General features: G+C 66.6%; 25 protein-coding genes. 19 read left to right on the top strand and 6 right to left on the bottom strand.

The annotated features are described in order from the left end of the window. Positions 1 to 24 precede the first annotated feature (24 nt). The 4 genes from ABB33_RS01980 to ABB33_RS01965 are packed head-to-tail and all read right to left on the bottom strand — an operon-like array spanning position 25 to position 3649. The gene (locus tag ABB33_RS01980) at positions 25 to 927 is read right to left on the bottom strand and encodes an NAD-dependent epimerase/dehydratase family protein (RefSeq protein WP_056930955.1); all 903 of its coding nucleotides are present in this window, start codon (positions 925 to 927) and stop codon (positions 25 to 27) included. Beyond that, complete coding sequence (gene panE / locus ABB33_RS01975) at positions 924 to 1862, bottom strand: 2-dehydropantoate 2-reductase (RefSeq protein ID WP_056930954.1); 939 nt, start codon at positions 1860 to 1862, stop codon at positions 924 to 926. The genes ABB33_RS01980 and panE overlap by 4 nt, the downstream gene beginning before the upstream one ends. Before the next feature lie 42 nt (positions 1863 to 1904). Then, positions 1905 to 2699: an ABC transporter permease gene (locus tag ABB33_RS01970; protein WP_056930953.1), complete on the bottom strand. Its 795-nt coding sequence runs from the start codon at positions 2697 to 2699 to the stop codon at positions 1905 to 1907. Then, positions 2696 to 3649 (bottom strand): ABC transporter ATP-binding protein, encoded by a 954-nt coding sequence (locus ABB33_RS01965; protein ID WP_056930952.1) that lies wholly within the window; start codon positions 3647 to 3649, stop codon positions 2696 to 2698. Before ABB33_RS01965 ends, ABB33_RS01970 begins: the two co-directional genes overlap by 4 nt. A gap of 99 nt (positions 3650 to 3748) precedes the next feature. On the opposite strand from ABB33_RS01965, the gene ABB33_RS01960 reads away from it, so the two are divergent. The 8 genes from ABB33_RS01960 to ABB33_RS01930 all read left to right on the top strand — a co-directional run bounded on the left by ABB33_RS01960 (position 3749) and on the right by ABB33_RS01930 (position 10397). Next, a complete protein-coding gene (locus tag ABB33_RS01960) occupies positions 3749 to 4498 on the top strand; it encodes an FAD-binding oxidoreductase (RefSeq protein ID WP_225546654.1) in 750 nt (249 codons plus the stop codon). A gap of 83 nt (positions 4499 to 4581) precedes the next feature. Next, a complete protein-coding gene (locus ABB33_RS01955; protein ID WP_056930950.1) occupies positions 4582 to 5763 on the top strand; it encodes a GGDEF domain-containing protein in 1182 nt (393 codons plus the stop codon). 118 nt (positions 5764 to 5881) lie between these two features. Continuing rightward, positions 5882 to 6028: a hypothetical protein gene (locus tag ABB33_RS18750; RefSeq protein WP_161809395.1), complete on the top strand. Its 147-nt coding sequence runs from the start codon at positions 5882 to 5884 to the stop codon at positions 6026 to 6028. Positions 6029 to 6031: 3 nt separating this feature from the next. After that, positions 6032 to 6613, top strand: coding sequence for a hypothetical protein (locus ABB33_RS01950; RefSeq protein WP_056930949.1), 582 nt, complete (start codon positions 6032 to 6034; stop codon positions 6611 to 6613). A gap of 10 nt (positions 6614 to 6623) precedes the next feature. Beyond that, positions 6624 to 6821: a helix-turn-helix transcriptional regulator gene (locus ABB33_RS01945; RefSeq protein WP_054668278.1), complete on the top strand. Its 198-nt coding sequence runs from the start codon at positions 6624 to 6626 to the stop codon at positions 6819 to 6821. A 69-nt stretch (positions 6822 to 6890) separates the two neighbouring features. Continuing rightward, positions 6891 to 8420: an alpha/beta hydrolase gene (locus ABB33_RS01940; RefSeq protein WP_082594946.1), complete on the top strand. Its 1530-nt coding sequence runs from the start codon at positions 6891 to 6893 to the stop codon at positions 8418 to 8420. A gap of 31 nt (positions 8421 to 8451) precedes the next feature. Then, positions 8452 to 9207 (top strand): ABC transporter ATP-binding protein, encoded by a 756-nt coding sequence (locus ABB33_RS01935; protein WP_054668275.1) that lies wholly within the window; start codon positions 8452 to 8454, stop codon positions 9205 to 9207. Further along, positions 9204 to 10397 (top strand): ABC transporter permease, encoded by a 1194-nt coding sequence (locus ABB33_RS01930; RefSeq protein WP_054668273.1) that lies wholly within the window; start codon positions 9204 to 9206, stop codon positions 10395 to 10397. The genes ABB33_RS01935 and ABB33_RS01930 overlap by 4 nt, the downstream gene beginning before the upstream one ends. 95 nt (positions 10398 to 10492) lie before the next feature. On the opposite strand, the gene ABB33_RS01925 is transcribed toward ABB33_RS01930, so the two are convergent. Beyond that, a complete protein-coding gene (locus ABB33_RS01925; RefSeq protein WP_056930947.1) occupies positions 10493 to 11488 on the bottom strand; it encodes an energy transducer TonB in 996 nt (331 codons plus the stop codon). A gap of 201 nt (positions 11489 to 11689) precedes the next feature. After that, positions 11690 to 12271 (bottom strand): TIGR00645 family protein, encoded by a 582-nt coding sequence (locus tag ABB33_RS01920; RefSeq protein ID WP_056930946.1) that lies wholly within the window; start codon positions 12269 to 12271, stop codon positions 11690 to 11692. Between the two features lie 107 nt (positions 12272 to 12378). Between ABB33_RS01920 and ABB33_RS01915 the strand changes: the two genes are divergently transcribed. The 11 genes from ABB33_RS01915 (at position 12379) to ABB33_RS01900 (ending at position 20678) form a co-directional block, all read left to right on the top strand. Continuing rightward, positions 12379 to 13068: a glutathione binding-like protein gene (locus ABB33_RS01915; RefSeq protein WP_056930945.1), complete on the top strand. Its 690-nt coding sequence runs from the start codon at positions 12379 to 12381 to the stop codon at positions 13066 to 13068. 121 nt (positions 13069 to 13189) lie between these two features. Beyond that, complete coding sequence (locus ABB33_RS18400) at positions 13190 to 13777, top strand: tetratricopeptide repeat protein (protein WP_152984922.1); 588 nt, start codon at positions 13190 to 13192, stop codon at positions 13775 to 13777. A 162-nt stretch (positions 13778 to 13939) separates the two neighbouring features. Further along, entirely contained in the window at positions 13940 to 14143 is a 204-nt protein-coding gene (locus tag ABB33_RS19260; RefSeq protein WP_152984921.1) for a colicin E5-related ribonuclease, read from the top strand. Further along, entirely contained in the window at positions 14134 to 14424 is a 291-nt protein-coding gene (locus ABB33_RS18390) for a hypothetical protein (RefSeq protein ID WP_152984920.1), read from the top strand. The genes ABB33_RS19260 and ABB33_RS18390 overlap by 10 nt, the downstream gene beginning before the upstream one ends. Positions 14425 to 14449: 25 nt before the next feature. Continuing rightward, positions 14450 to 15154: a transposase gene (locus tag ABB33_RS18045; RefSeq protein WP_082594945.1), complete on the top strand. Its 705-nt coding sequence runs from the start codon at positions 14450 to 14452 to the stop codon at positions 15152 to 15154. Between the two features lie 59 nt (positions 15155 to 15213). After that, complete coding sequence (locus tag ABB33_RS18040) at positions 15214 to 15657, top strand: tetratricopeptide repeat protein (protein WP_152984919.1); 444 nt, start codon at positions 15214 to 15216, stop codon at positions 15655 to 15657. 27 nt (positions 15658 to 15684) lie between these two features. After that, a complete protein-coding gene (locus tag ABB33_RS01910; protein WP_056930944.1) occupies positions 15685 to 16863 on the top strand; it encodes an RHS repeat domain-containing protein in 1179 nt (392 codons plus the stop codon). Positions 16864 to 16878: 15 nt separating this feature from the next. Beyond that, the gene (locus ABB33_RS18385) at positions 16879 to 17169 is read left to right on the top strand and encodes a hypothetical protein (protein ID WP_152984918.1); all 291 of its coding nucleotides are present in this window, start codon (positions 16879 to 16881) and stop codon (positions 17167 to 17169) included. 205 nt (positions 17170 to 17374) lie between these two features. Continuing rightward, positions 17375 to 18022, top strand: coding sequence for a hypothetical protein (locus tag ABB33_RS01905; protein WP_152984917.1), 648 nt, complete (start codon positions 17375 to 17377; stop codon positions 18020 to 18022). Positions 18023 to 18222: 200 nt separating this feature from the next. Then, the gene (locus ABB33_RS18380) at positions 18223 to 18366 is read left to right on the top strand and encodes a hypothetical protein (RefSeq protein ID WP_161615619.1); all 144 of its coding nucleotides are present in this window, start codon (positions 18223 to 18225) and stop codon (positions 18364 to 18366) included. 86 nt (positions 18367 to 18452) lie between these two features. Further along, entirely contained in the window at positions 18453 to 20678 is a 2226-nt protein-coding gene (locus tag ABB33_RS01900; RefSeq protein ID WP_056930942.1) for a S9 family peptidase, read from the top strand. The last annotated feature ends 6 nt before the right edge of the window (positions 20679 to 20684 follow it).

Below are 20684 nucleotides of genomic sequence, written 5' to 3'. Positions count from 1 at the left end.
GTGCGGTGGCGGCCGACCCGGTCGTCAGTGCGCGGGTATGACGCCGTCGCCGGCTTCCCAGGCATCCGCCAGGCCTTCGCGGTAACTGCGGAAGCGCGGTTGCCACTGCAGTGCCTGGCGCGTGCCGCGGCTGTCGATGCGTTTGTTGCTGGCGTGGAAACGGCGCAGCATCGGCTCGAGCTCCGGATCGTCCCAGGCCACGGCTGGCGGCAGGGTGAAGCCGCCGAGTCGCGCGGCATGCGCCAGCACGTCCTGCGGCGGTGCCGGCTCGTCGTCCGCCGGCAGGTACAGCGCGTCGCGGGCCGGACGGCGCATCGCCGCCACCACCGCTTCGGCCAGGTCATCGACGTGCAGCCGGTTGAACACCAGCCCGGGCCGCACGACATGGCGCGCGTTGCCTTGCGCCAGCCGTACCAGCGCGTTGCGGCCACGGCCGTACAGGCCGGGCAGGCGCAACGTCGCCGAGGTGATGCCGCGCGCATCGGCCAGCGCGCGCCACTGCGCTTCAGCCAGCAGCCGGCGCAGGGCGACGGGGTCCCGGGCATCGGCATCGGAGTGCGCGTCGACCCAGCCGCCGCCGCGGTCGCCATACACCCCGGTCGAGGACAGGTAGCCGACCCAGCGCAGCGCCGGGCTGGCCTGCAGGGCGGGGCCGAGCAGGCGCAGCGCGGGGTCGCCTTCGGCATCGGGCGGCACGCTGCACAGCACCGCATCGGTTCGGGCGATGGCTTCCAGCAGCGCGGTGTCGGGGGCGTGGTCCGGATGCAGGCGGTGGCGCGCGATGCCGTCGCCGGGCGCGGCGGTTGGATCGCGCACCGTGCCCGCCACGGCGACACCCAGCGACTGCAGGTGCAGCGCAAGCGCGCGCCCGGCAAAGCCCAGCCCCAGGATCAGCACCCGCTGTGGCAGCTCCGCGGCGGTGGTCATGCGCCCCGCTGCGCCTCGTAGGCCTGCAGATGGCAGTACGCAGCGTGCAGGTGCGGCGCGGGGTGTCCGGCGGCGAGTGCGCGGTCGAGCATGTCGCCGACGATGTGCGCCGCTTCGACCCGCTGCCCGGCCTCCAGGTCGCGCAGCATCGACGCCTTGATCGGCGAGCCGGCCCTGGTCAGTGTGGACAGGGCGGTCTCCTGCGCCTTGGCCGGTATCGGCTGGCCGGCGTGCACGGCCGCGGCCAGGCATTCGCCGTACAGCGCCTGCAGGAACGCGGTGCCATGATCGGTGGCGACGATGTGGCCGATGTCGGCGCGCATCAGGCAGGTGGCGGCCGCCAGCGTGGCCAGGAAGGTGTACTTGATCCACTGCTCGCTGGCGATGTCGTCCGTGGCGAGATGGTCGATGCCCGCGGTTCCGCAGGCAGCCGCCAGTGCGGCCACGCGTGCGCTGGCACTGGTACCGTCGCGCTCGCCGAAGGTCAGCCGCGCCGGCCGGTCCAGGTGCACGATGGCGCCATCCGCGGCCTTGGTCGCACTGATGAAGCACAGCCCGCCGAGCACCGCCCCGCGGCCGAAACGGGCGTCCAGCGCGACGTAGTGGCGCAGGCCGTTGAGGATCGGCAGCAGCGTGGTGCCCGGGCCCATCGCCGGTGCGATGGCCTCGATCGAGCTGTCCAGGTCGTAGGCCTTGCAGCTGAGCACCACCAGGTCGAACGGCCGTGCCGCGGCCAGTGCCGGCAGCGCATCGGCGGTGACATGCGCCACCGGGAACGCCGCGTCGCCGAGCGGGCTGCGGATCACCAGCCCGTCGCGCTGCAGCTGCGCCGCGCGGGCCGGCCGCACCAGGAAGGTCACGTCGATGCCGGCCTGGGCCAGGCGGCCGCCGAAATAGCCGCCGGTACCGCCGGCGCCGAGGATCAGGATGCGCATGTTGCCGGCTCCATCGGGATCAGGGGGAAAGAGCGGCCGCGCTCAGCTGCGCAGGCCGACGCCGCGCCGCAGCAGCCACAGCGACAGCGCGGTAAGCGCGGCGACGAAGCCGAGCATCAGCGCGTAGGACACCCACAGCGGCACGTCGCTGGTGCCCAGCAGGCCATAGCGGAACGCGTTGACCATGTAGAAGATCGGGTTGGCCTTGGTCAGCGCCTGCGCCCAGCCCGGCAGCAGCGTGACCGAGTAGAACACCCCGCCCAGGTAGGTCAGCGGGGTCAGGATGAAGGTCGGCACGATGGCCACGTCGTCGAACTTCTTGGCGTACACCGCGTTGATGAAGCCGGCCAGCGAGAAGATCGTCGACCCCAGCAGCACCGTGCTCAGCGTCACCAGCGGGTGCGGCACGTGCACGCGGGTGAAGAACATCGCGATCATCAGCACGATGGCGCCGACCATCAGCCCGCGCAGCACCGCACCGGCGACGTAGCCCCACAGGATCACCCAGTTAGGCATCGGGCTGACCAGCAGCTCCTCGACGTGGCGGCCGAACTTGGCGCCGAAGAACGAGGAGCTGATGTTGCCGTAGCTGTTCTGGATCACGCTCATCATCACCAGCCCGGGCACGATGAACTGCATGTAGCTGTAGCCGCCCATGTCGCCGATCTTCGAGCCGATCAGGCCGCCGAAGATCAGGAAGTACAGGGTCATGGTGATGGCCGGCGGCACCAGGGTCTGGCCCCAGATGCGCAGGATGCGGTTGACCTCGCGGCGGACGATGGTGCCCAGCGCCACCCGGTTGCGGGCGCTGTCGGTCAGGGGAGCGGGCGTGCTCATGCGGCGGTGTTCTCCAGGTTGCCGGTGAGGCGCACGAACAGCTCCTCCAGGCGGTTGCTCTTGGTGCGCATCGAGCGCACGCGGATGCCGGCGGCACCCAGCGCGTCGAACACGCGGTTCAGGTCCATCGCCCGCGGCATGTCCAGGTCCAGGGTGTGCGCGTCGACCGCGGCCAGCTGCGCGCCGTCGATGTGCGGCAGCTGCGCCGGCAGCTCGCCGTCGATGTCGAGCACGAACCCTTCCACGTCCAGCTTGGCCAGCAGCGCGCGCATCGGCCCCTGCTCGACGATGCGGCCGTGGTTGATGATGGCCAGGTTGCGGCACAACTGCTCGGCCTCTTCCAGGTAGTGCGTGGTGAGGATGATCGTGGTGCCGGCGGCGTTGATCTCCTGCAGCGTCTTCCACATGTCGCGGCGGATCTCGATGTCCACGCCGGCGGTGGGTTCGTCCAGGATCAGCAGGCGCGGGCGGGTCATCATCGCGCGGGCGATCATCAGCCGCCGCTTCATGCCGCCGGACAGCGTGCGGCTCATCATCTGCGCCTTGTTCCACAGGTGCGCGCGCTTGAGTTCCTGCTCGGCGCGGGCCTCGGCCTCGGCACGCGGGATGCCGTAGAACCCGGCGTAGTTGACCAGGATGTCGAAGGGCTTTTCGAACAGGTTGAAGTTGATCTCCTGCGGCACCAGCCCGATCAGGCGCATGGTCGCGCTGCGCTCGGCCACCAGGTCGGTGCCGAACACCCGCACGTCGCCCGCGCTCAGGTTCACCAGCGACGAGACGATGCCGATCAGGGTGGACTTGCCGGCGCCGTTGGGGCCGAGCAGGGCGAAGAAGTCGCCCGGGGCGACCTCCAGCGAGACGCCCTTGAGCGCCTCCACGCCGTTGTCGTAGGTCTTGCGGAGATCGTGGACGCGCAGTGCCGGCGCGACGGGAGGAATTCGGGAGTCCAAGCTCGGGCCTTCGCGCCGGGGTGACGGCGCCGGATGAGTGCGAGCGGCTATTATAGGAGGCCCCGTGGCGCCAGCCCGGCTACACACTGTTTCCCGTTCGTGCCTGTCCAATTCCCCCTCAAGCTGGTCGGTCGCCGCATGCTGGCGCCCACCGTCGGCCACTACCAGTTCGTCCGCGACGACGGCCAGCCGCTGGATTTCCAGCCCGGGCAGTTCATCCAGGTGCACTTCGACTATGCCGACGGCACCGCCACCAAGCGCAGCTACTCGCTGGCGACCATCCACGACCACGCGCTCGGCCCGGGCGACGCGGTGGACATCGCGGTCAGCTTCGTGCCCGGCGGCGCCGCCACCGCCCTGTTCGAGGGCCTCGAGACCGGCCAGTGCATCACCGCCAGCGGCCCGTTCGGGCGCTTCTGCCTGCAGCCGGGCGACCATAACGGCCGTTACCTGCTGATCGCCACCGGCACCGGCGTCACCCCGTACCGCTCGATGCTGCCGCTGCTGGCCAGGGCGATGGCCGGGCGCGGCGTGGAAGTGGTGCTGCTGCAGGGCGCGCGCACCCCGGCCGAGCTGCTGTACGCCGATGATTTCCGGGCCTTTGCCGACGCCCACCCGGGCTTCCGCTACATGCCGTGCCTGTCGCGCGGGCTGCCGGCCGACCCGCATCCGGACGTGCGCAGCGGTTACGTGCAGCAGCAGCTGGCCGAGGTCGCCCCGGACCCGGCCCGCGACATCGCCTACCTGTGCGGCAACCCGGTGATGGTCGATGCCTGTTTCGAGGCGCTCCGGGCGGCCGGCCTGGCGCTGCCGCAGCTGCGCCGCGAGAAGTACGTCAGCAGCAAGTAGGCTTGCCCCCCGCGCCACGGGGCGTGATGATCCGGCAGACTGCTCCACACGTGGCGATGCCGCTCGACGCAAGGACCCCGGGCATGACTGCGCTGGACTTCCCCACCATTGCCGCCATCGGCCTGCTGCTGAACATCGGCCTGGCGGCGGGCTTCTCGCTGATCCTGCTGGTGTTGCGCAGCCAGCCGGTGCCCAGGCTGTGGGCCGCCAGCCTGTGGGCCGGGGCGGTCAGCACGGTGCTGGTCAGCGTGCCGCTGCCGCTGCCGGCCGCGGTGGGCATCCTGGTGCGCAACGGGTTCGCGGTACTGGGCAGCGTGCTGATGCTGTTCGGCGTGGCCCTGCATGTCGGCCGCCGCGTGCCGCTGCGTCCGGCCCTCGTGCTGGGCGGCGGCTACCTGCTGGCGATCGCCTGGTTCAGCGTGGCCCGGCCCGACCTTGGCATCCGCCTGGCGCTGTACAGCGTGCTGATCATCATCTGGAAGACCTGGGAGGCCTGGCTGCTGCTGCGCCATGCCCCGGCCGACGTCCGTCGCAGCTGCCGGCTGGCGGCGGCGGTGTTCCTGCTGGATGCGGCGCTGTTCCTGGTGCGGGCCCTGATCCCGGTCGCGCCCGGTGCCGACGGCGACATCCTGCGTGCCGGCCTGTCGATGAACGTCACCTACGTCGGCGGCATGTTCGTGATGCTCGGCCACACCTTCGCCCTGGTGCTGATGATCGTCGAGCGGCAGATGGTGGACCTGCGCCGGCTGGCCCGCCGCGATGGCCTGACCGGCCTGCTCAACCGCACCGCGCTGATGGGCGACGGTGAGCAGCACCTGGCGCAGAGCCTGCACCAGCAGCGGCCGTTCGCGGCGATGCTGCTGGACCTGGACCACTTCAAGCGGATCAACGACACCCGCGGCCACCCGGTCGGGGACGAGGTGCTGCACCACGCCGCACGGACCCTGCAGCGTTCCCTGCGCGGGCGCGACCGGCTGCTTGGCCGTTATGGCGGCGAGGAGTTCGTGCTGCTGCTCCCGGACACCGGCATGGAACAGGCGATGGCCCTGGCCGAGCGCCTGCGCGCCACCCTGGAGGCCAGCCCGCTGCACCGCGAGGGCGGCACGATCGGCATCACCGCCAGCATCGGCGTGGCCGTTGCCGATGCCGCGCCGGGGCTGGAAAGTCTGCTGGCGCGTGCCGACGCGGCGCTCTACCGGGCCAAGGCCGCTGGCCGCAACCATGTCGCCTGCGACCTGGGAGTGGAGCCGGCACCGGTGGCTTGAGCGCCGGGCCGCATCGTCCGGGCGATACCCGCCTGTAAAGCATGCTTGACAGATGGCGACGGTACCCGCATCCTCCTGTAAAGCTTGCTTGACAGGGTGGGTCATGGGAGACGGGGACATGAACGAAGCAGGAAGCCGGATGCGTGCGGGTGCCGCGTGGCCGGGAATCGGTGCGGCCTTCATGGGCGTCGCCGCGACCGGCCAGGCCGCGATCGTCCTCGCGCCGGGCCTGGTCGTGCTGGCGCATGCGCGCGGAGGGTGCTGAGCCATGGCGCGCGCACTGGACCGCTGGATCATCGCCGCCGCCTTTGCCACCGCCGCGGCCGGTCTGGCGCTGCTGCGGCTGGTGCCGGGCGACAGCGCCGACATGCTGGGCGGGATCTGCATCGGCGTGGCCGTGGGCCTGTCGTTCGTGCTGCTGCTGCGGCGGCAACTGCCCAATGCCTGCGACACCGCGCCGTTGGCGCTGCGGCGGCGCTACAGCCGCGAGATGATGATCGCGATGGGCGCCTACGTCGTGCTGCTGGTGCTGTCGATCCTGCTGCTCAAGCGCGTGGAGGGCACCGCGCTGCGCGCCTGCATCGCGCTGCTGCCGGTGCCGCCGATCGCGATGACGCTGCGGGCGATGATCCGCTACATCCGCGACGCCGACGAACTGCAGCAGCGCATCGAGCTGCAGGCGGTCAGCTTCGCCGCGGCGTTCGTCTCGCTGCTGTATCTCACCGGTGGCCTGCTGCAGTCGGCGCGGGTGCTGGACGTGGCGGCCAGCGCGGCGATGATCTGGGTGTTCCCGCTGGTATGCCTGGCCTATGGCCTGGCCAAGATCGTCGTTTCGCGCCGCTACGGTTGAGCCCGCATCCATGGACAACCGCCTGCGCGAACTGCGCGAAGCCCGGGGCTGGTCGCAAGGTGAACTGGCCGAACGGCTGGAGGTCTCGCGGCAGACCGTCAACGCGCTGGAGACCGGCAAGTACGATCCCAGCCTGCCACTGGCGTTCCGCATCGCCCGCCTGTTCGACGCCAGGATCGAGGATATTTTCTTCCCCGCTGTCACATGACGCCGCCAGCCGCGTCTTGGGCTGGCAGGACCCAATCCGTTCCATCAACCACAAGGGGCTGTTCCGATGATGTCCCGCAAGACCCGTACCCTCCTGGCGGTGGCCGCGCTTGGCGCCGTGCTCGGCTACCGTGCGCTCAAGCCCGCACCCGATCAGGCGGAGTCCGCCAAGGCACCGCTGCCCGCCGCCGAGGCGGAGGTCAAGCCGCTGATGCTCGGCAGCCTCGCGTTCCGCCCGTGTACCCTCGATTCGCCGACCAGCCGCGACAGCCTGGAAGCCCAGTGCACCACCTTCGAGGTCCCCGAGGACCGCGGCAACCCGCAGGGCCGGAAGATCGCGCTGAACATCGCGCTGCTGACGCCGGACAAGCCCGAAAGCGCGCAGCCGGACCCGGTGTTCTTCCTGGCCGGCGGCCCCGGCCAATCGGCGACCCAGAGCTATCCGCAGATCGACCCGGCCTTCGCCGAGGTGCGCAAGCGCCGCAACGTGATCCTGGTCGACCAGCGTGGCACCGGCAAATCCAACCTGCTGTCCTGTGAGCCGCCGGAGGACGACGACGCCAGCATCGAGGCGATGCAGGCCAGCGCCGCCGCCTGCGCGGCGACGTTGTCGGGCAAGGCCGACCTGCGCCACTACACCACCACCGACGCGGTGGCCGACCTGGACGCCGTGCGCCAGGCCATCGGCGCGGCCCGCATCAACCTGATCGGTGTCAGCTACGGCACCCGCGTCGCGCAGCAGTATGCGATGCGCCACCCGGACAGCACCCGCAGCATCGTGCTCGACTCGGTGGTGCCCAATACCCTGCAGCTGGGCAACATCTTCGCCCGCAACCTGGACGATGCGCTGGCGCTGCAGTTCGCCCAGTGCACCGGCAACCCCGCGTGCAAGGCCGCGCTGGGCGATCCGCGCGCCGAACTGGATGCATTGCTGGCCGCACTGCGCGCCAACCCGGTGACGGTGCGCTACCGCGATGCCAGCACCGGGCAGGAGCACGAGGACGTGCTGCGCGCCGATACCGTCGCCGGGCTGGTGCGCATGTACGCCTACATGCCGGAAGCCGCCGCGCTGCTGCCCAAGCTGATCCACGAGGCGCGCAATGGCCGCTACGGCGACCTGATGGCGCTGGCGAAGATGCTGCAGGGAGGCATGAAGGACAGCATGGCCATGGGCATGCAGCTGTCGGTGATCTGCAGCGAGGACGACGAGGGCATGGTCGCGCGCGCCGAGGACGCGGACACCGTGCTCGGCAACCGCATGGCCGATGGCCTGGCGGCGATGTGCAGCACCTGGCCCAAGGGCAGGATGCCGGCCGATTTCCACAAGCCCCTGGCCACCGCGGTGCCGGCGCTGGTGCTGGAAGGCGAGTTCGACCCGGTCACCCCGCCGCGTTATGGCGAGGAAGTGGCCAAGAGCCTGCCCAACGGCCGCCTGTTCGTGCTGCGCGGCCAGGGCCACGCGGTCGTCGGCGCCGGCTGCATGCCCAAGCTGTTCGCCCAGTTCGTCGACACCACCGACGCCGCCGCGCTCGATGGCGCCTGCCTGGAAAAACTGAACTACGTGCCGCCGTTCACCAGCTTCAATGGCTGGGAACCGTGACCGTCCACGCATCACTGAGGAATCCGCTTCCATGATCGTTGCAGAACGACTCCGCAAGACCTTCCCCGGCAAGGGCAAGGACAAGACGCCGGTGATCGCCGTGGACGACGTCGGCTTCACCGCCCACGACGGCCAGATCACCGGCCTGCTCGGCCCCAACGGCGCCGGCAAGACCACCACGCTGCGCATGCTCTACACGCTGATGACGCCCGAGACCGGCAAGGTCGTGGTCGACGGCGTGGACGCCGCGGCCGACCCCGACACGGTGCGCCGCAGCCTGGGCGTGCTGCCGGACGCGCGCGGCGTGTACAAGCGCCTGACCGCGCGCGAGAACATCGAGTACTTCGGCCAGCTGCACGGCATGGATGCGGCGGCGATCGCAGCGCGCATCGCGCGCCTGGCCACGGCGCTGCAGATGGAGGACTTCCTCGACCGCTCGACCGAAGGCTTCAGCCAGGGCCAGCGCACCAAGACCGCCATCGCCCGCGCGCTGGTGCACGACCCGAAGAACGTGATCCTCGACGAGCCGACCAACGGCCTGGACGTGATGACCACCCGCGGCCTGCGCGGCTTCCTCAAGGAACTGCGCGCCGAAGGCCGCTGCGTGATCTTCTCCAGCCACATCATGCAGGAGGTGGCGGCGCTGTGCGACCGCATCGTCATCGTCGCGCATGGCCGCGTGGTGGCGCAGGGCACGCCGGACGAGCTGCGTGAGCATGCCGGCGAGAGCAACCTGGAGGACGCGTTCGTCAAGCTGATCGGCAGCGAAGAGGGCCTGCACGCATGAACAAGACCGGATTCATTGGCAGCATGTTCACGGTGATGCGCAAGGAACTGCGCGATTTCGCCCGCGACCGCCGTACCTTCTTCCTGACCCTGTTCATCGCGCCGCTGCTGTACCCGCTGCTGTTCCTGGGCATCGACAAGCTCAGCAACCTGCGGGTGTCCAACCAGCTGGAAAAGGACATGGCGTTGTCCGTGGTCGGCATGGAGCGCGCGCCCAACCTGATGGCGTTCCTGGCCAGCCAGGGCATCACCCCGCGCGAGGCGCCGGACGACTACGAAGCCCGCATCCGCGCCCAGCGCGAGGACGTGGCGCTGGTGGTCGCGCCGGATTTCGCCGACGACTGGCACGCCGGCAAGCCGGCCAAGGTCGAGGTCGTCGCCGACACCACCCGCCGTACCAGCGACGTGCAGGTGGCGCGCGTGCGCAAGGTGCTGGCGGCCTACGGCCAGCAGGTGGGCGCGCTGCGGCTGATGGCGCGCGGCGTCAATCCCGCGGTGGCCATGCCGGTCAGCGTGGGCACGCGCGACCTGGCCACCGCCGAGGCCAAGCGCGGCATCCTGCTGTCGGTCATCCTGCCGATCCTGCTGATGATGTCCGCCTTCATCGGCGGCTCGCACCTGGTCATGGATACCACCGCCGGCGAGCGCGAGCGGCAGTCGCTGGAACCGCTGCTGGCCACCCCGGCGTCACGCGGCGCCCTGGTCAGCGGCAAGATGCTGGCGTCCACGCTGGTCGGGTTGACCGCGATCCTGCTGATCCTGCTGTCGTTCAAGTTCAGCGCCAGCATCGGCCGTGGCGTGGGCAGTTCGCTGGACGTGAGCTTCATGGCGATGGGCAAACTGCTGCTGGTGCTGCTGCCGCTGGTGCTGATCGGCACCGCGCTGCTGACCTGCCTGGCTGCCGGCGCCAAGAGCATGAAGGAAGCGCAGAGCCACATCGTCTGGCTGATGATGATGGCGATGATGCCCGGCTATGCGCTGATGGCCTATCCGCTGAAGGACACCCAGCTGTGGCAGTACGCGGTTCCGTTCCTGTCGCAGAACCAGATGCTGGTGAAGGTGACCCGCGGCGAAATGCCGGTTGCCGAGCAGTGGGGTGTCTACCTGGGTGCCTCGCTGCTGCTCACCGTGGTGCTGTGGGCGATGGCAGTGTGGCGCTACAAGCAGGAAAAGCTCGCGATTTCGGGCTGAGCCCCGGGTCGCCACGCTGGTAACGAAAAGGCCCGGAGCGATCCGGGCCTTTTCTTTTTTGCTGCAGGTACGCAGTGCGGCGCGCGTGCGTGCCGTTACTGGTTGGGCTCGAACGCCAGCGTGCGACGGGTGGTGGTCGGGCTGGAGATCGGCTCGAAGCGCCAGCGCCTGACCGCATTCAACGCCTCGCGGTCGAACACCCGCGGCGGGTTGGCGCGCAGCACGCGGGCGTCGGTCACCGAACCGTCGGTACCGACGGTCAGCTCCACCAGCACTTCGCCGGAAGTACCGGAACGCAGCGCGTCGGCGGGGTAACGCGGGGCCGGCGTGCTTACCGCGCGCAGGCTCGGCGCGGCCGCGGCCGGCTTCGGTGCGGCGGCGACCTGCTGCGCGGCGGCACGGGCGTCGGCTTCGCGCTTGGCCGCGGCCTGGCGTTCGGCTTCCAGCCGCTCGCTTTCCTTGCGTGCCGCCTCCTGTCGTGCCGCCAGCTGCTGCGCGGCGGCAGCCTCGGCGGCCTGCTGCTGGGCCAGGCGCTGCTGCTCGACCAGCTGCTTGGCGCGGTCCTCGGCATTCTTCTTGACCTGGTCGGTCTCTTCCTGGGTGCGCTTGACCGCCACTTCCATGCCGCGGGTGATGCCCTGCTTCAGGCGCGGCAGCGCCGGCGCCGATGGGTCCACCTTCTCGATCAGCGCGACCAGGCGCTGCGCCTCGGGGAAGTCCTCGCGTGCCAGGCTCTGCTCGGCGGCGATCAGGGTGTAGGGCTGCAGGTCGGTCAGCGCGCTCTTGACCGCCGCATCGTCGGGCAGCTTGTCGCGCAGGGCCAGATAGTACTCCATGGCGTTGTCGCCGGCCGGCGCGTACATGCGGTTCTCGCGCAGCGCGGTACTGGCAGAGTCGCGCAGCTGGTCGGTGCCCATCGACTGCACCTTGGCCGAAACCGCAGGTTCGGGCGCGGTGGCAGCGGGGCTGGCGGGCGTGCCGGCGGCAGCCGCCGGGGCGGAATCGTCCTTGCCCGAACAGGCCGCCAGGGCGACGGCCAGCAGGGTGGGCGCCAGCAGGCGCGCTTTGCCGTGGATCGTGACGTACGACATCAATCTTCCCCTTGAATCGACGAACGCGAATGGTTGGTCGCCCGGGCCGTCATGGATGCGCGGCGTTTCCCCACGCCGGCCGGATCCGGGCGAAGGGAGAATCTAGCATTGCCGCCCCCGGTTGCACGAGGCGGGGGCGGCTGGCGCCGCCCGCGTTGCCGGCCACCACGCGATGATGGCCAGCGGTCCCGCGTGTGTGGATCAGTGCCCGTTCTGCTTGGAATGCCCGTTGGACATCAGTTTGTCGGTCCAGGCGATGCCGACCGCCGACAGGATGAACACGCAGTGGATGATGGTCTGCCACATCACCCCGGTGGAGGTGAACTTGGTACACGCAACGCCCGTGGCCGCTTCCGACCCGCACAGCGGCAGCCCCAGCTGCCCGGCCTCGATGAAGGTCTTGAGCAGGTGGATCGAGGAGATGCCGATGATCGCCATCGCCAGCTTCACCTTCAGCACCGAGGCGTTGACGTGGCTCAGCCACTCCGGCTGGTCCGGGTGACCCTGCAGGCCCAGGCGCGAGACGAAGGTCTCGTAGCCGCCGACGATCACCATCACCAGCAGGTTGGAGATCATCACCACGTCGATCAGGCCGAGCACGATCAGCATGATCTGCTGCTCACCCAGCGCGTTGGCATCGTGGATCAGGTGCCACAGCTCCTTGCCGAACAGGAACACGTAGACGCATTGGGCAACGATCAGGCCGAGATAGAGCGGCAGCTGCAGCCAGCGCGAGGCGAAGATCAGGGCCGGGAGGGGGCTGAGCGGTTTGTGTTCGGACATGGCAGGAATGCTGCGTTGCAGGAAGGCGGCAGGTTAACGGTCGTCCGCCAGACTGCCAAGCGTTACCGTATCGGTCCCGGTGACCGTTCCCCCACGGAGACGCATTCATGATCGACCTCTATTACTGGCCCACCCCCAATGGCCACAAGATCACCCTGTTCCTGGAAGAGGCCGGGCTGCCGTACCGCCTGGTGCCGGTCAACATCGGCAAGGGCGACCAGTTCCAGCCCGATTTCCTGGCCATTTCGCCGAACAACAAGATGCCGGCCATCGTCGACCATGCACCGGCCGACGGTGGTGCGCCGCTGAGCGTATTCGAGTCCGGCGCGATCCTGCTGTACCTGGCCGAGAAGACCGGCCGTTTCCTGCCGACCGACCTGCGCGGCCGCGCCACCGCGCTGGAATGGTTGTTCTGGCAGATGGGTGGGCTCGGGCCGATGAGCGGGCAGATGGGCCACTTCAACGTCTATGCGCCCGAGCGCATCGCCTACGCCATCGAACGCTACGACAGCGAGGTGCGGCGCCTGCACCGGGTGATGGACAAGCGCCTGTCCGGATCGGCGTACCTGGGCGGCGACGAGTATGGCATCGCCGACATGGCCAGCTACCCGTGGATCGGCGCCTACAGCAAGCTCCCGGCCGACTTCGACGCCTTCCCGCACCTGCACCGCTGGCACCAGGCCATCGCCATGCGCCCGGCCACGCAGCGCGCCTACGCGCTCGGCCCGACGGTCAACCCGGACGCCGGCAAGCCGCTGAGCGAGGAGGAGCGCAGGCAGCTGTTCGGCCAGAGGTGAATGGCCCTGGGTTGAACCGTGCGGGTGATTTCGAGGCAGGGAAAGGGCCTCTCGCAACCCGTACCGATCCAGTGATTGAATGAGGCCCTCCGGTTCAGCATCCCAATATGGGTGAATCTCGATGTCGATGCCAATTGACGAGCGCTGGGATATTGCGGGCTCTGCTTATGTATCGGGCGATTTCGCGAAAGCAAAGGCGCTTTTTGATGAGCTGATTAATGAGAGTCCTCATTCACTTTACGGCATCGGTGCAAGATATCTGAGGGCACGTGGGTTCGAGGATGGCATCTTTTCGGCTGAGCCGGATCTGCAGAAGGCCTACGACGATTTCGCCTTGGTGAGAGAACATGCGGATGAGTACGGCAGTGACGGAACACTTGGTTGTGCGCGAGTTCTTTTTGAAATGGACCGAATCAGCAACAGGGACGACATCATCTCGCTCTGTTCCGAGGCGATCGCGCAGGATTCAAATGTGAAAGCCATGATGTTGCTGGGCAATGTCTACCAAGATGTTCTGAAGGATGGAAAAAGTGCGCGAAGATGGTACCTGAACGCCTTTTGGCGTGGGCTGCCTTGGGGCATGAGGTTTTTTGCCCGTTCGCATGCGAATGACGGCAACGTTGTCAGGGCGGCACTGGCGCATGCGGTCGCTACGGTCGCCAGCCCGTTCCTGGTACTAAGGTATGGAGTGAGATGGCCATTGAAATGAACCGTGTACGGTCCATTGGTGCAGGACAATGCCGTTCTCCGAGAGGGGTCGACACGTACCGGGTTGGCGACCGGTCGTGGCTTCGCGCCTTGAAACACTGGGCAGGCGCATGATGCTGCTGCGAGGCTGCAGGCGCACTTATAACCGCTGGCGAAGTCGTGGATGCAGCAAAAGGGCGTGGCGCAGGGCGAGAACATCGTAATAGCAGGAGATACACGGCATTTGTCTGGCGGCAGAAGAATGGATGATCCTGAAAACGCGTATTGTCACCAGGGCGGTGGCTGCGTGGTTCGCAACGATGCGACAGGAGATGTAGCCCAGGCTTCTGATAGGGCCAATGCAGGTTGGTTTGCACCATGGGATTAGTCGAAAAGATTGCAAATCGCGCCGGATTGATGGTCGAGAGGAGTGGTTCTCTCAGGCTAATACAATCAGCTGATGCATTGGCTTTTCTCGACCAATGCGAGGCTGAAGGTTTTCGTGTATTGGGCATTGAGGGATTCGCTAGAAAGCAAGGTGCTTTAATCCCTGACATGGACGCGATCGCTGATTTTTCTGATGCGCCTGGTTGCTCAATCCTCGAGGCGAAGAGATTCGTAACGGAAGTACATGCATCCAGCCTGATGCTAGATTTTGCTGTTGAGTGAATGTCGCTGGCATTCGATCTTCTTGATGCCGCGCTCTCTGCTTCATTCCACGCCCTGTCGCGCACACCTGGTCCTGCTACATGTTCTGCTTCATGTCATCCAGCGTGGCGTGAATCGGGCGGCGATCTTCATTGACGACGAGGATCGCCATCACTACCGACTACTGCTGCGTGAAGCCTGCCTCGAAAACGACATTGTCGTTCACGCCTTCGTTCTGATGGACAATTACGCCCCTCTGCTGTTGACGCCACCACGGGCGGAAGCACTGGCGGTTGCGATGCGTGCTGTTGGCCAAAACTACGTCCAGTTCTTCAACCACCGTGATGGTCGGACGGGCACCTTGTGGCAGGGTGGTTCCAAGTCCTGCCTGGCCGAATCTGATCGTTACGCACTGATGGTATGCCGATATGTCGAACTGAATCCGGTACGCACCGTTATGGTTGCGTTGTCGGAAGAGCGCCGCGGGTCCAGTGTGCACTCCCGCCCGTGTCCGCTGATTACGCTGCATTTGACCCGGCGGGCGCTTGGCGCGACGTGGGAAGAGTGGGCCATCGAATATGGCAGGTGGCTGCGTGCCGGGATAGAAGATGAGGAAATCTCTAAGATACGCAGCTACATTGCCAAGGAGCGAGCGTTTGGTTGTACACGATTTCAGGCTATGGTCGAGAAGGCATTGGGCCTGCCTGCCGGATGGCGTAACCGTGGACGGCCCAGCTCCAGGTCGGTTTAATTGCCTCCGTACCCTTTCAGTTGTTCCGCCGCCAGACGATAAAATGGGGGGTGACGGCTATGAACGGCAAGCTCTATGACAAGGCACTTGCGTTGATGAATAAGGGCGCCTCGCCAGATAAGGTCTATCCATTGCTCTTGGAAGCCGTGGATGCGGGCGATTATCGAGCCCACTACGCTCTGGGCACTTGGTATCTCTACGGTCGACACGTAAAGGCAAGTAACAGAAAGGCCGTAAGCCTGTTCAGGCAAGCTGCTGAGAATGATGTGGCGGAAGCTGCGTTCGATCTCGCGGTTTGTTATGAGAAAGGAGAGGGCGTAAGGAAGGATCTGTCGAAGGCTGCGGCGTTTTACCTCCGGGCATTGCGTTGTGGCGATGAATCAGCAGCCGAAGAGCTGCGTAGGATGTTCTATTGGGGCTTTGGCGTTGAGAAGAATAGGATGATCGCTACCGAATTTGCGGCGTTCGAAAAAACGGGACTGGAAAAGCCGGGGCGGAGGTAGGGCTTAAAGGGACGGAGGCAAGTAAATATGGGCTACGGCAGCCGCGACCATGTGTACTGGTATGACGCGAACAATCGCCTGACCAACGTGCTCAATGGCCCCGGTGGTACGAGCATCATCGGGCTGGGCTATGACGTACGCGGCAACGTGAACAACAAGAACGGCAACCTGTTCGTGTTCGACCACGGCAACCGGCTGCGTACGGCACAGGGGACGGACACCTACCGTTACGACGCCCAGGGGCGCCGGGTGCGTACGGCCGGCTCGGACGGGCTGCTGTACGAGATGTACAGCCTGGACGGCAAGCTGCTGTGGCAGCGCGACGAGCAGCTGGGCCTGCGCTTCCAGCACATCTACCTGGGCGGCAGCCTGGTGGCGTCGCGACGGATGCCGATCGGTGAAACGGTATACGGAACGATCTACCGGCGTACCGACGCGCTGGGCAGCCCGATCGCGGCGACGGACGAACTGGGCAATACGCTACAGACGACTGAGCATGAGCCGTACGGAAAGATGCTTAACCGGACCAACGACAACCGTCCGGGCTACACCGGGCACATGATGGACAAGGCCACCGGCCTGGTCTACATGCAGCAGCGCTACTACGACCCGCTGATCCCGCGCTTCCTGAGCGTTGACCCTGTCACTGCTTACGACAGTGGCGACATGCGGTTGTTCAACCGCTACGCGTACGCATTCAACAATCCGTACAAGTTCACTGATCCAGACGGGCGTTGCTCCTTCTGCAGTGCATTGAACCTGAAGAATCAATTGGTTAATGCAGCGGAGTGGATATCCGACAAAGCGAATGCAGTGTCCGAGAAGCTGGATAAGGTGGACGTTCGGCTTGAGGCTGGCGTTGCACTGGGTCCAGGCATTGAGAGCTCAGTTAGCCTCTTGCATGGTGATGGTCAGATTGGGTTTATTCGAGTTGGTGAAGGCGCGGACATGAATATCTCGCTTCAACCGAAAGAAGGGTTTGAAGTTAGTTTTGCGAATAAGCCGGTTGATGCGCCAATTCAATTCAGTGGTGCCTTGGAAGCAAGCGGAGGCGCGATTCTCCACGGAGGTGCGGAAGTTAATTTCAATCCAGGAGGCACAGCTGAAGTGGTGCCTAAAGTGGGTGTCGGTGCAGGTGAATTGGTGAAGTATTCGTCAACAATTAATTTCATCGAGTGGAAACCCTTGGACGAAAAGATCAAATAGCTGAGAGGGTCATGCGTGGACGCTAAGGTGGTGATTGCGATAGGTGCGGCTTATGCCGGTATTTACTATTTGGCAGCGCGGCGTTTGTTGTTCGAGTTGAAGGATGCAGATCAGGAATACTTCAAGTACTTAGGAGCCAAGGGAGGCGTTGGGCAGAGCAACTCTTCGGCTGTGATAGCGATGATTCTTGACAGTAGCGTGCCGAAGGAGTTTTGGCCGAAAAGCTTTAAGCGTCGGCTTATTACAGTACGTACAATGCTCGCGCTGTCTCCATTTGTCCTAGCTGTTATTTTCTTCTTGCTCTAAGGCGAGGGAAATGGACGGAGGAAAACCTGAAGAACGGTTCCAGGTTCACTTCCTGATCGCCCATGAAGCATAAGGCCCGCGTTCGCGGGCCTTGTCGTTGTTGCGGTGAGACTTAAAGGGGACGGAGGCAATTAATCCGCACATTGGTTACGGCTACAACGGCAATGGCCACCTGGCCAGCCTGGTGTGCCCGGGCAGCCTGACGGTGGACTATCTGCCCAACGCGCTGGGCCAGCCGACCCAGGCCGGTACCTTCGCCACGGGGGTGCAGTACTACCCGAACGGTGCGATCAAGCGGTTCACCTACGGCAACGGCCTGGTGCACACGATGGCGCAGAACGCGCGGCAGCTGCCCGAGCGCAGCGCCGACAGCGGCGGGGTGCTGGACCTGGGCTATGCGTATGACCGCAACGGCAACGTATCGGCGATCACCGACTTCACGGTGGCGGGGCGGCAGAGCCGGAGCATGGGCTACGACGCGCGCGACCGGCTGACCTCGGCCAGCTCGCTGTTGTACCCGGGCGGGGCGACGTACACCTACGACGTGCTGGACAACGTCACCCGTGCCACGGTGGCCGGGCGGGACCATGTGTACTGGTACGACGCGAACAACCGGCTGACCAACGTGCTCAACGGTCCGGGCGGAGCGAGCATCATCGGGCTGGGCTATGACGTCCGCGGCAACGTGATCAACAAGAACGGCAATCTGTTCGTATTCGACTACGGCAACCGGCTGCGCACGGCGCAGGGCATGGAAACCTACCGCTACGACGCGCAGGGGCGCCGGGTGCTCACGGCCAGCGCGGACGGACTGCTGTACGAGGTGTACAGCCTGGACGGCAAGCTGTTGTAGCAGCGCGCCGGGCAACTCGGCCTGCGCCCACCAGCATGTTTACCCGGGCCGCGCTCTGGTGGCATCGAGGCGGGCGCTGATCGGGGGGCAGGCATCGGCGATCCCGGCCGGTGCGATCCCGCCGATTGATCCTGCGCAAAGCCGGCCGCGGACGGTACCCCTACGCTGCGTGCATCGACAAACGGCACGGGGAGGGGACGATGCATCCGATACTGCGCGACATGCTGACGCAACCGGTGGGCTGGCTGACGATCTGCGGGGCGTTGATCATCCTGGGGATTCCGGTTTTCACGGTGTTCTTCATCCGCCGCCGGCTGCGCGAGGAGCAGCGCAACCAGCGCTGAGCCGCGGGCGGGACTGAAGGCAGGGGGCAGGCGCGGGCGGGCTCGGCTAGGATGGTGCGATCCATTCTGTCCATGACAGGAAGCCCATGCGCCCCTTGTTCCTCGCCCTTGCCATGATGCTCGCCACGCCCGCCGTCCACGCCGAAAAACTCACCTTGGAAGCCATCACCGGCAGCGCGCCGCTGTCCGGGCCGACGCTGATGAAGCCCAAGGTGGCGCCGGATGGTTCGCGCGTGACCTTCCTGCGCGGCAAGGACAGCGACCGCAACCAGCTGGACCTGTGGGAATACGACATCGCCAGCGGCCAGACCCGGCTGCTGGTCGATTCCAAGGTGGTGCTGCCCGGCACCGAGACCCTGAGCGACGAGGAAAAGGCGCGGCGTGAACGCCAGCGCATCGCGGCGATGACCGGCATCGTCGATTACCAGTGGTCGCCCGATGCGAAGACCCTGCTGTTCCCGCTCGGCGGCGAACTCTACCTGTACGACCTGGGCAAGCAGGGCCGCGAGGCGGTGCGCCAGCTCACCCACGGCGAAGGCTTCGCCACCGACCCGAAGATCTCGCCCAGGGGCGGGTTCGTCAGCTTCGTGCGCGAGCGCAACCTGTGGGTGATCGACCTGGCCAGCGGCAAGCCGCTGCAGCTGACCCGCGACGGCAGCGTCACCATCGGCAACGGCGTGGCCGAATTCGTCGCCGACGAGGAAATGGACCGCCACACCGGCTACTGGTGGGCGCCGGACGACTCGGCGATCGCCTTCGCCCGCATCGACGAATCGCCGGTGCCGGTGCAGAAGCGCTATGAGATGTACGCCGACCGCGTGGAGATGATCGAACAGCGCTACCCGGCGGCCGGCGACCCCAACGTGCGGGTCAAGCTCGGCGTGGTCGCACCGCGTGCCGGTGCCGCGCCGAAGTGGGTCGACCTGGGTAGGGAGCAGGACATCTACCTGGCCCGCGTCACCTGGCGCGACCCGCAGCGCCTGACCTTCCAGCGCCAGAGTCGCGACCAGAAGACGCTGGAACTGATCGAGGCCACGCTGGCCGACGGCCGCCAGCGCACCCTGGTCACCGAGACCAGCCGGACCTGGGTGCCGCTGCACAACGACCTGCGCTTCCTCAAGGATGGTCGCTTCGTGTGGTCGTCCGAGCGCAGCGGCTTCGAGCACCTGTACCTGGCCAGCGAGGACGGCGCCACGCTGACCCCGCTGACCTCCGGCGCCTGGCCGGTGGACGAACTGCTGGCGGTGGACGAGGACGCGGGCAAGGTCTATTTCCGCGCCGGGATCGAGTCGCCGCTGCGCAGCGAGATCCATGCCGTGCCGCTGGCCGGCGGCGCGCCGGTGAAGCTCTCGCGCGCGGCGGGCATGCACAGCGCCGCGTTCGCCAACAACGCCAGCGTCTACGTGGACAGCTGGTCCAACAGCACCACGCCGCCGCAGATCGAGCTGTACCGCGCCAATGGCGAGAAGATCGCCACGCTGCTGGACAACGACCTGGCCGACCCGGCGCATCCGTACGCGAAGTACCGCGACGCGCAGCGGCCGGTCGAGTACGGCACGCTCACCGCCGCCGATGGCCGCACCGAACTGCACTACAGCCTGATCAAGCCGGCCGGCTTCGACCCGGCGAAGAAGTACCCGGTGGCGGTCTACGTGTATGGCGGCCCGGCATCGCAGACGGTCACCGACAGCTGGCCCGGCCGCGGCGACCACCTGTTCAACCAGTACCTGGCGCAGCGTGGTTATGTGGTGTTCTCGCTGGACAACCGCGGCACGCCGCGCCGCGGCCGCGATTTCGGTGGCGCGCTGTACGGCGTGCAGGGCACGGTGGAAGTGGCCGACCAGCTCAAGGGCGTGGAATGGCTGAAGCAGCAGCCGTGGGTGGACGGCGCGCGCATCGGCGTGCAGGGCTGGTCCAATGGCGGCTACATGACCCTGATGCTGCTGGCCAAGGCGTCGGACCATTACGCCTGCGGCGTGGCCGGCGCGCCGGTCACCGACTGGGGCCTGTACGACACGCACTACACCGAGCGCTACATGAACCTGCCGGCGGCCAACCCCGACGGTTACCGCGAAGGGCGCATCCTCACCCACATCGATGGGCTGAACTCGCCGCTGCTGCTGATCCATGGGATGGCCGACGACAACGTGCTGTTCACCCACTCGACCAATCTGATGAGCGCGCTGCAGAAGCGCGGCCAGCCGTTCGAACTGATGGCCTACCCGGGCGCCAAGCACGGCCTGTCCGGCAGCAATGCGCTGCACCGCTACCGCGTCGCCGAGGACTTCCTCGCGCGCTGCCTCAAGCCCTGAGCCGGA

This window comes from Stenotrophomonas acidaminiphila (genome assembly GCF_001431595.1).
In the GTDB taxonomy this organism is placed as follows: domain Bacteria; phylum Pseudomonadota; class Gammaproteobacteria; order Xanthomonadales; family Xanthomonadaceae; genus Stenotrophomonas; species Stenotrophomonas acidaminiphila.
Note: the sequence above shows the minus strand (reverse complement) of the source record. Positions and strands in the feature narration are given on the sequence as shown.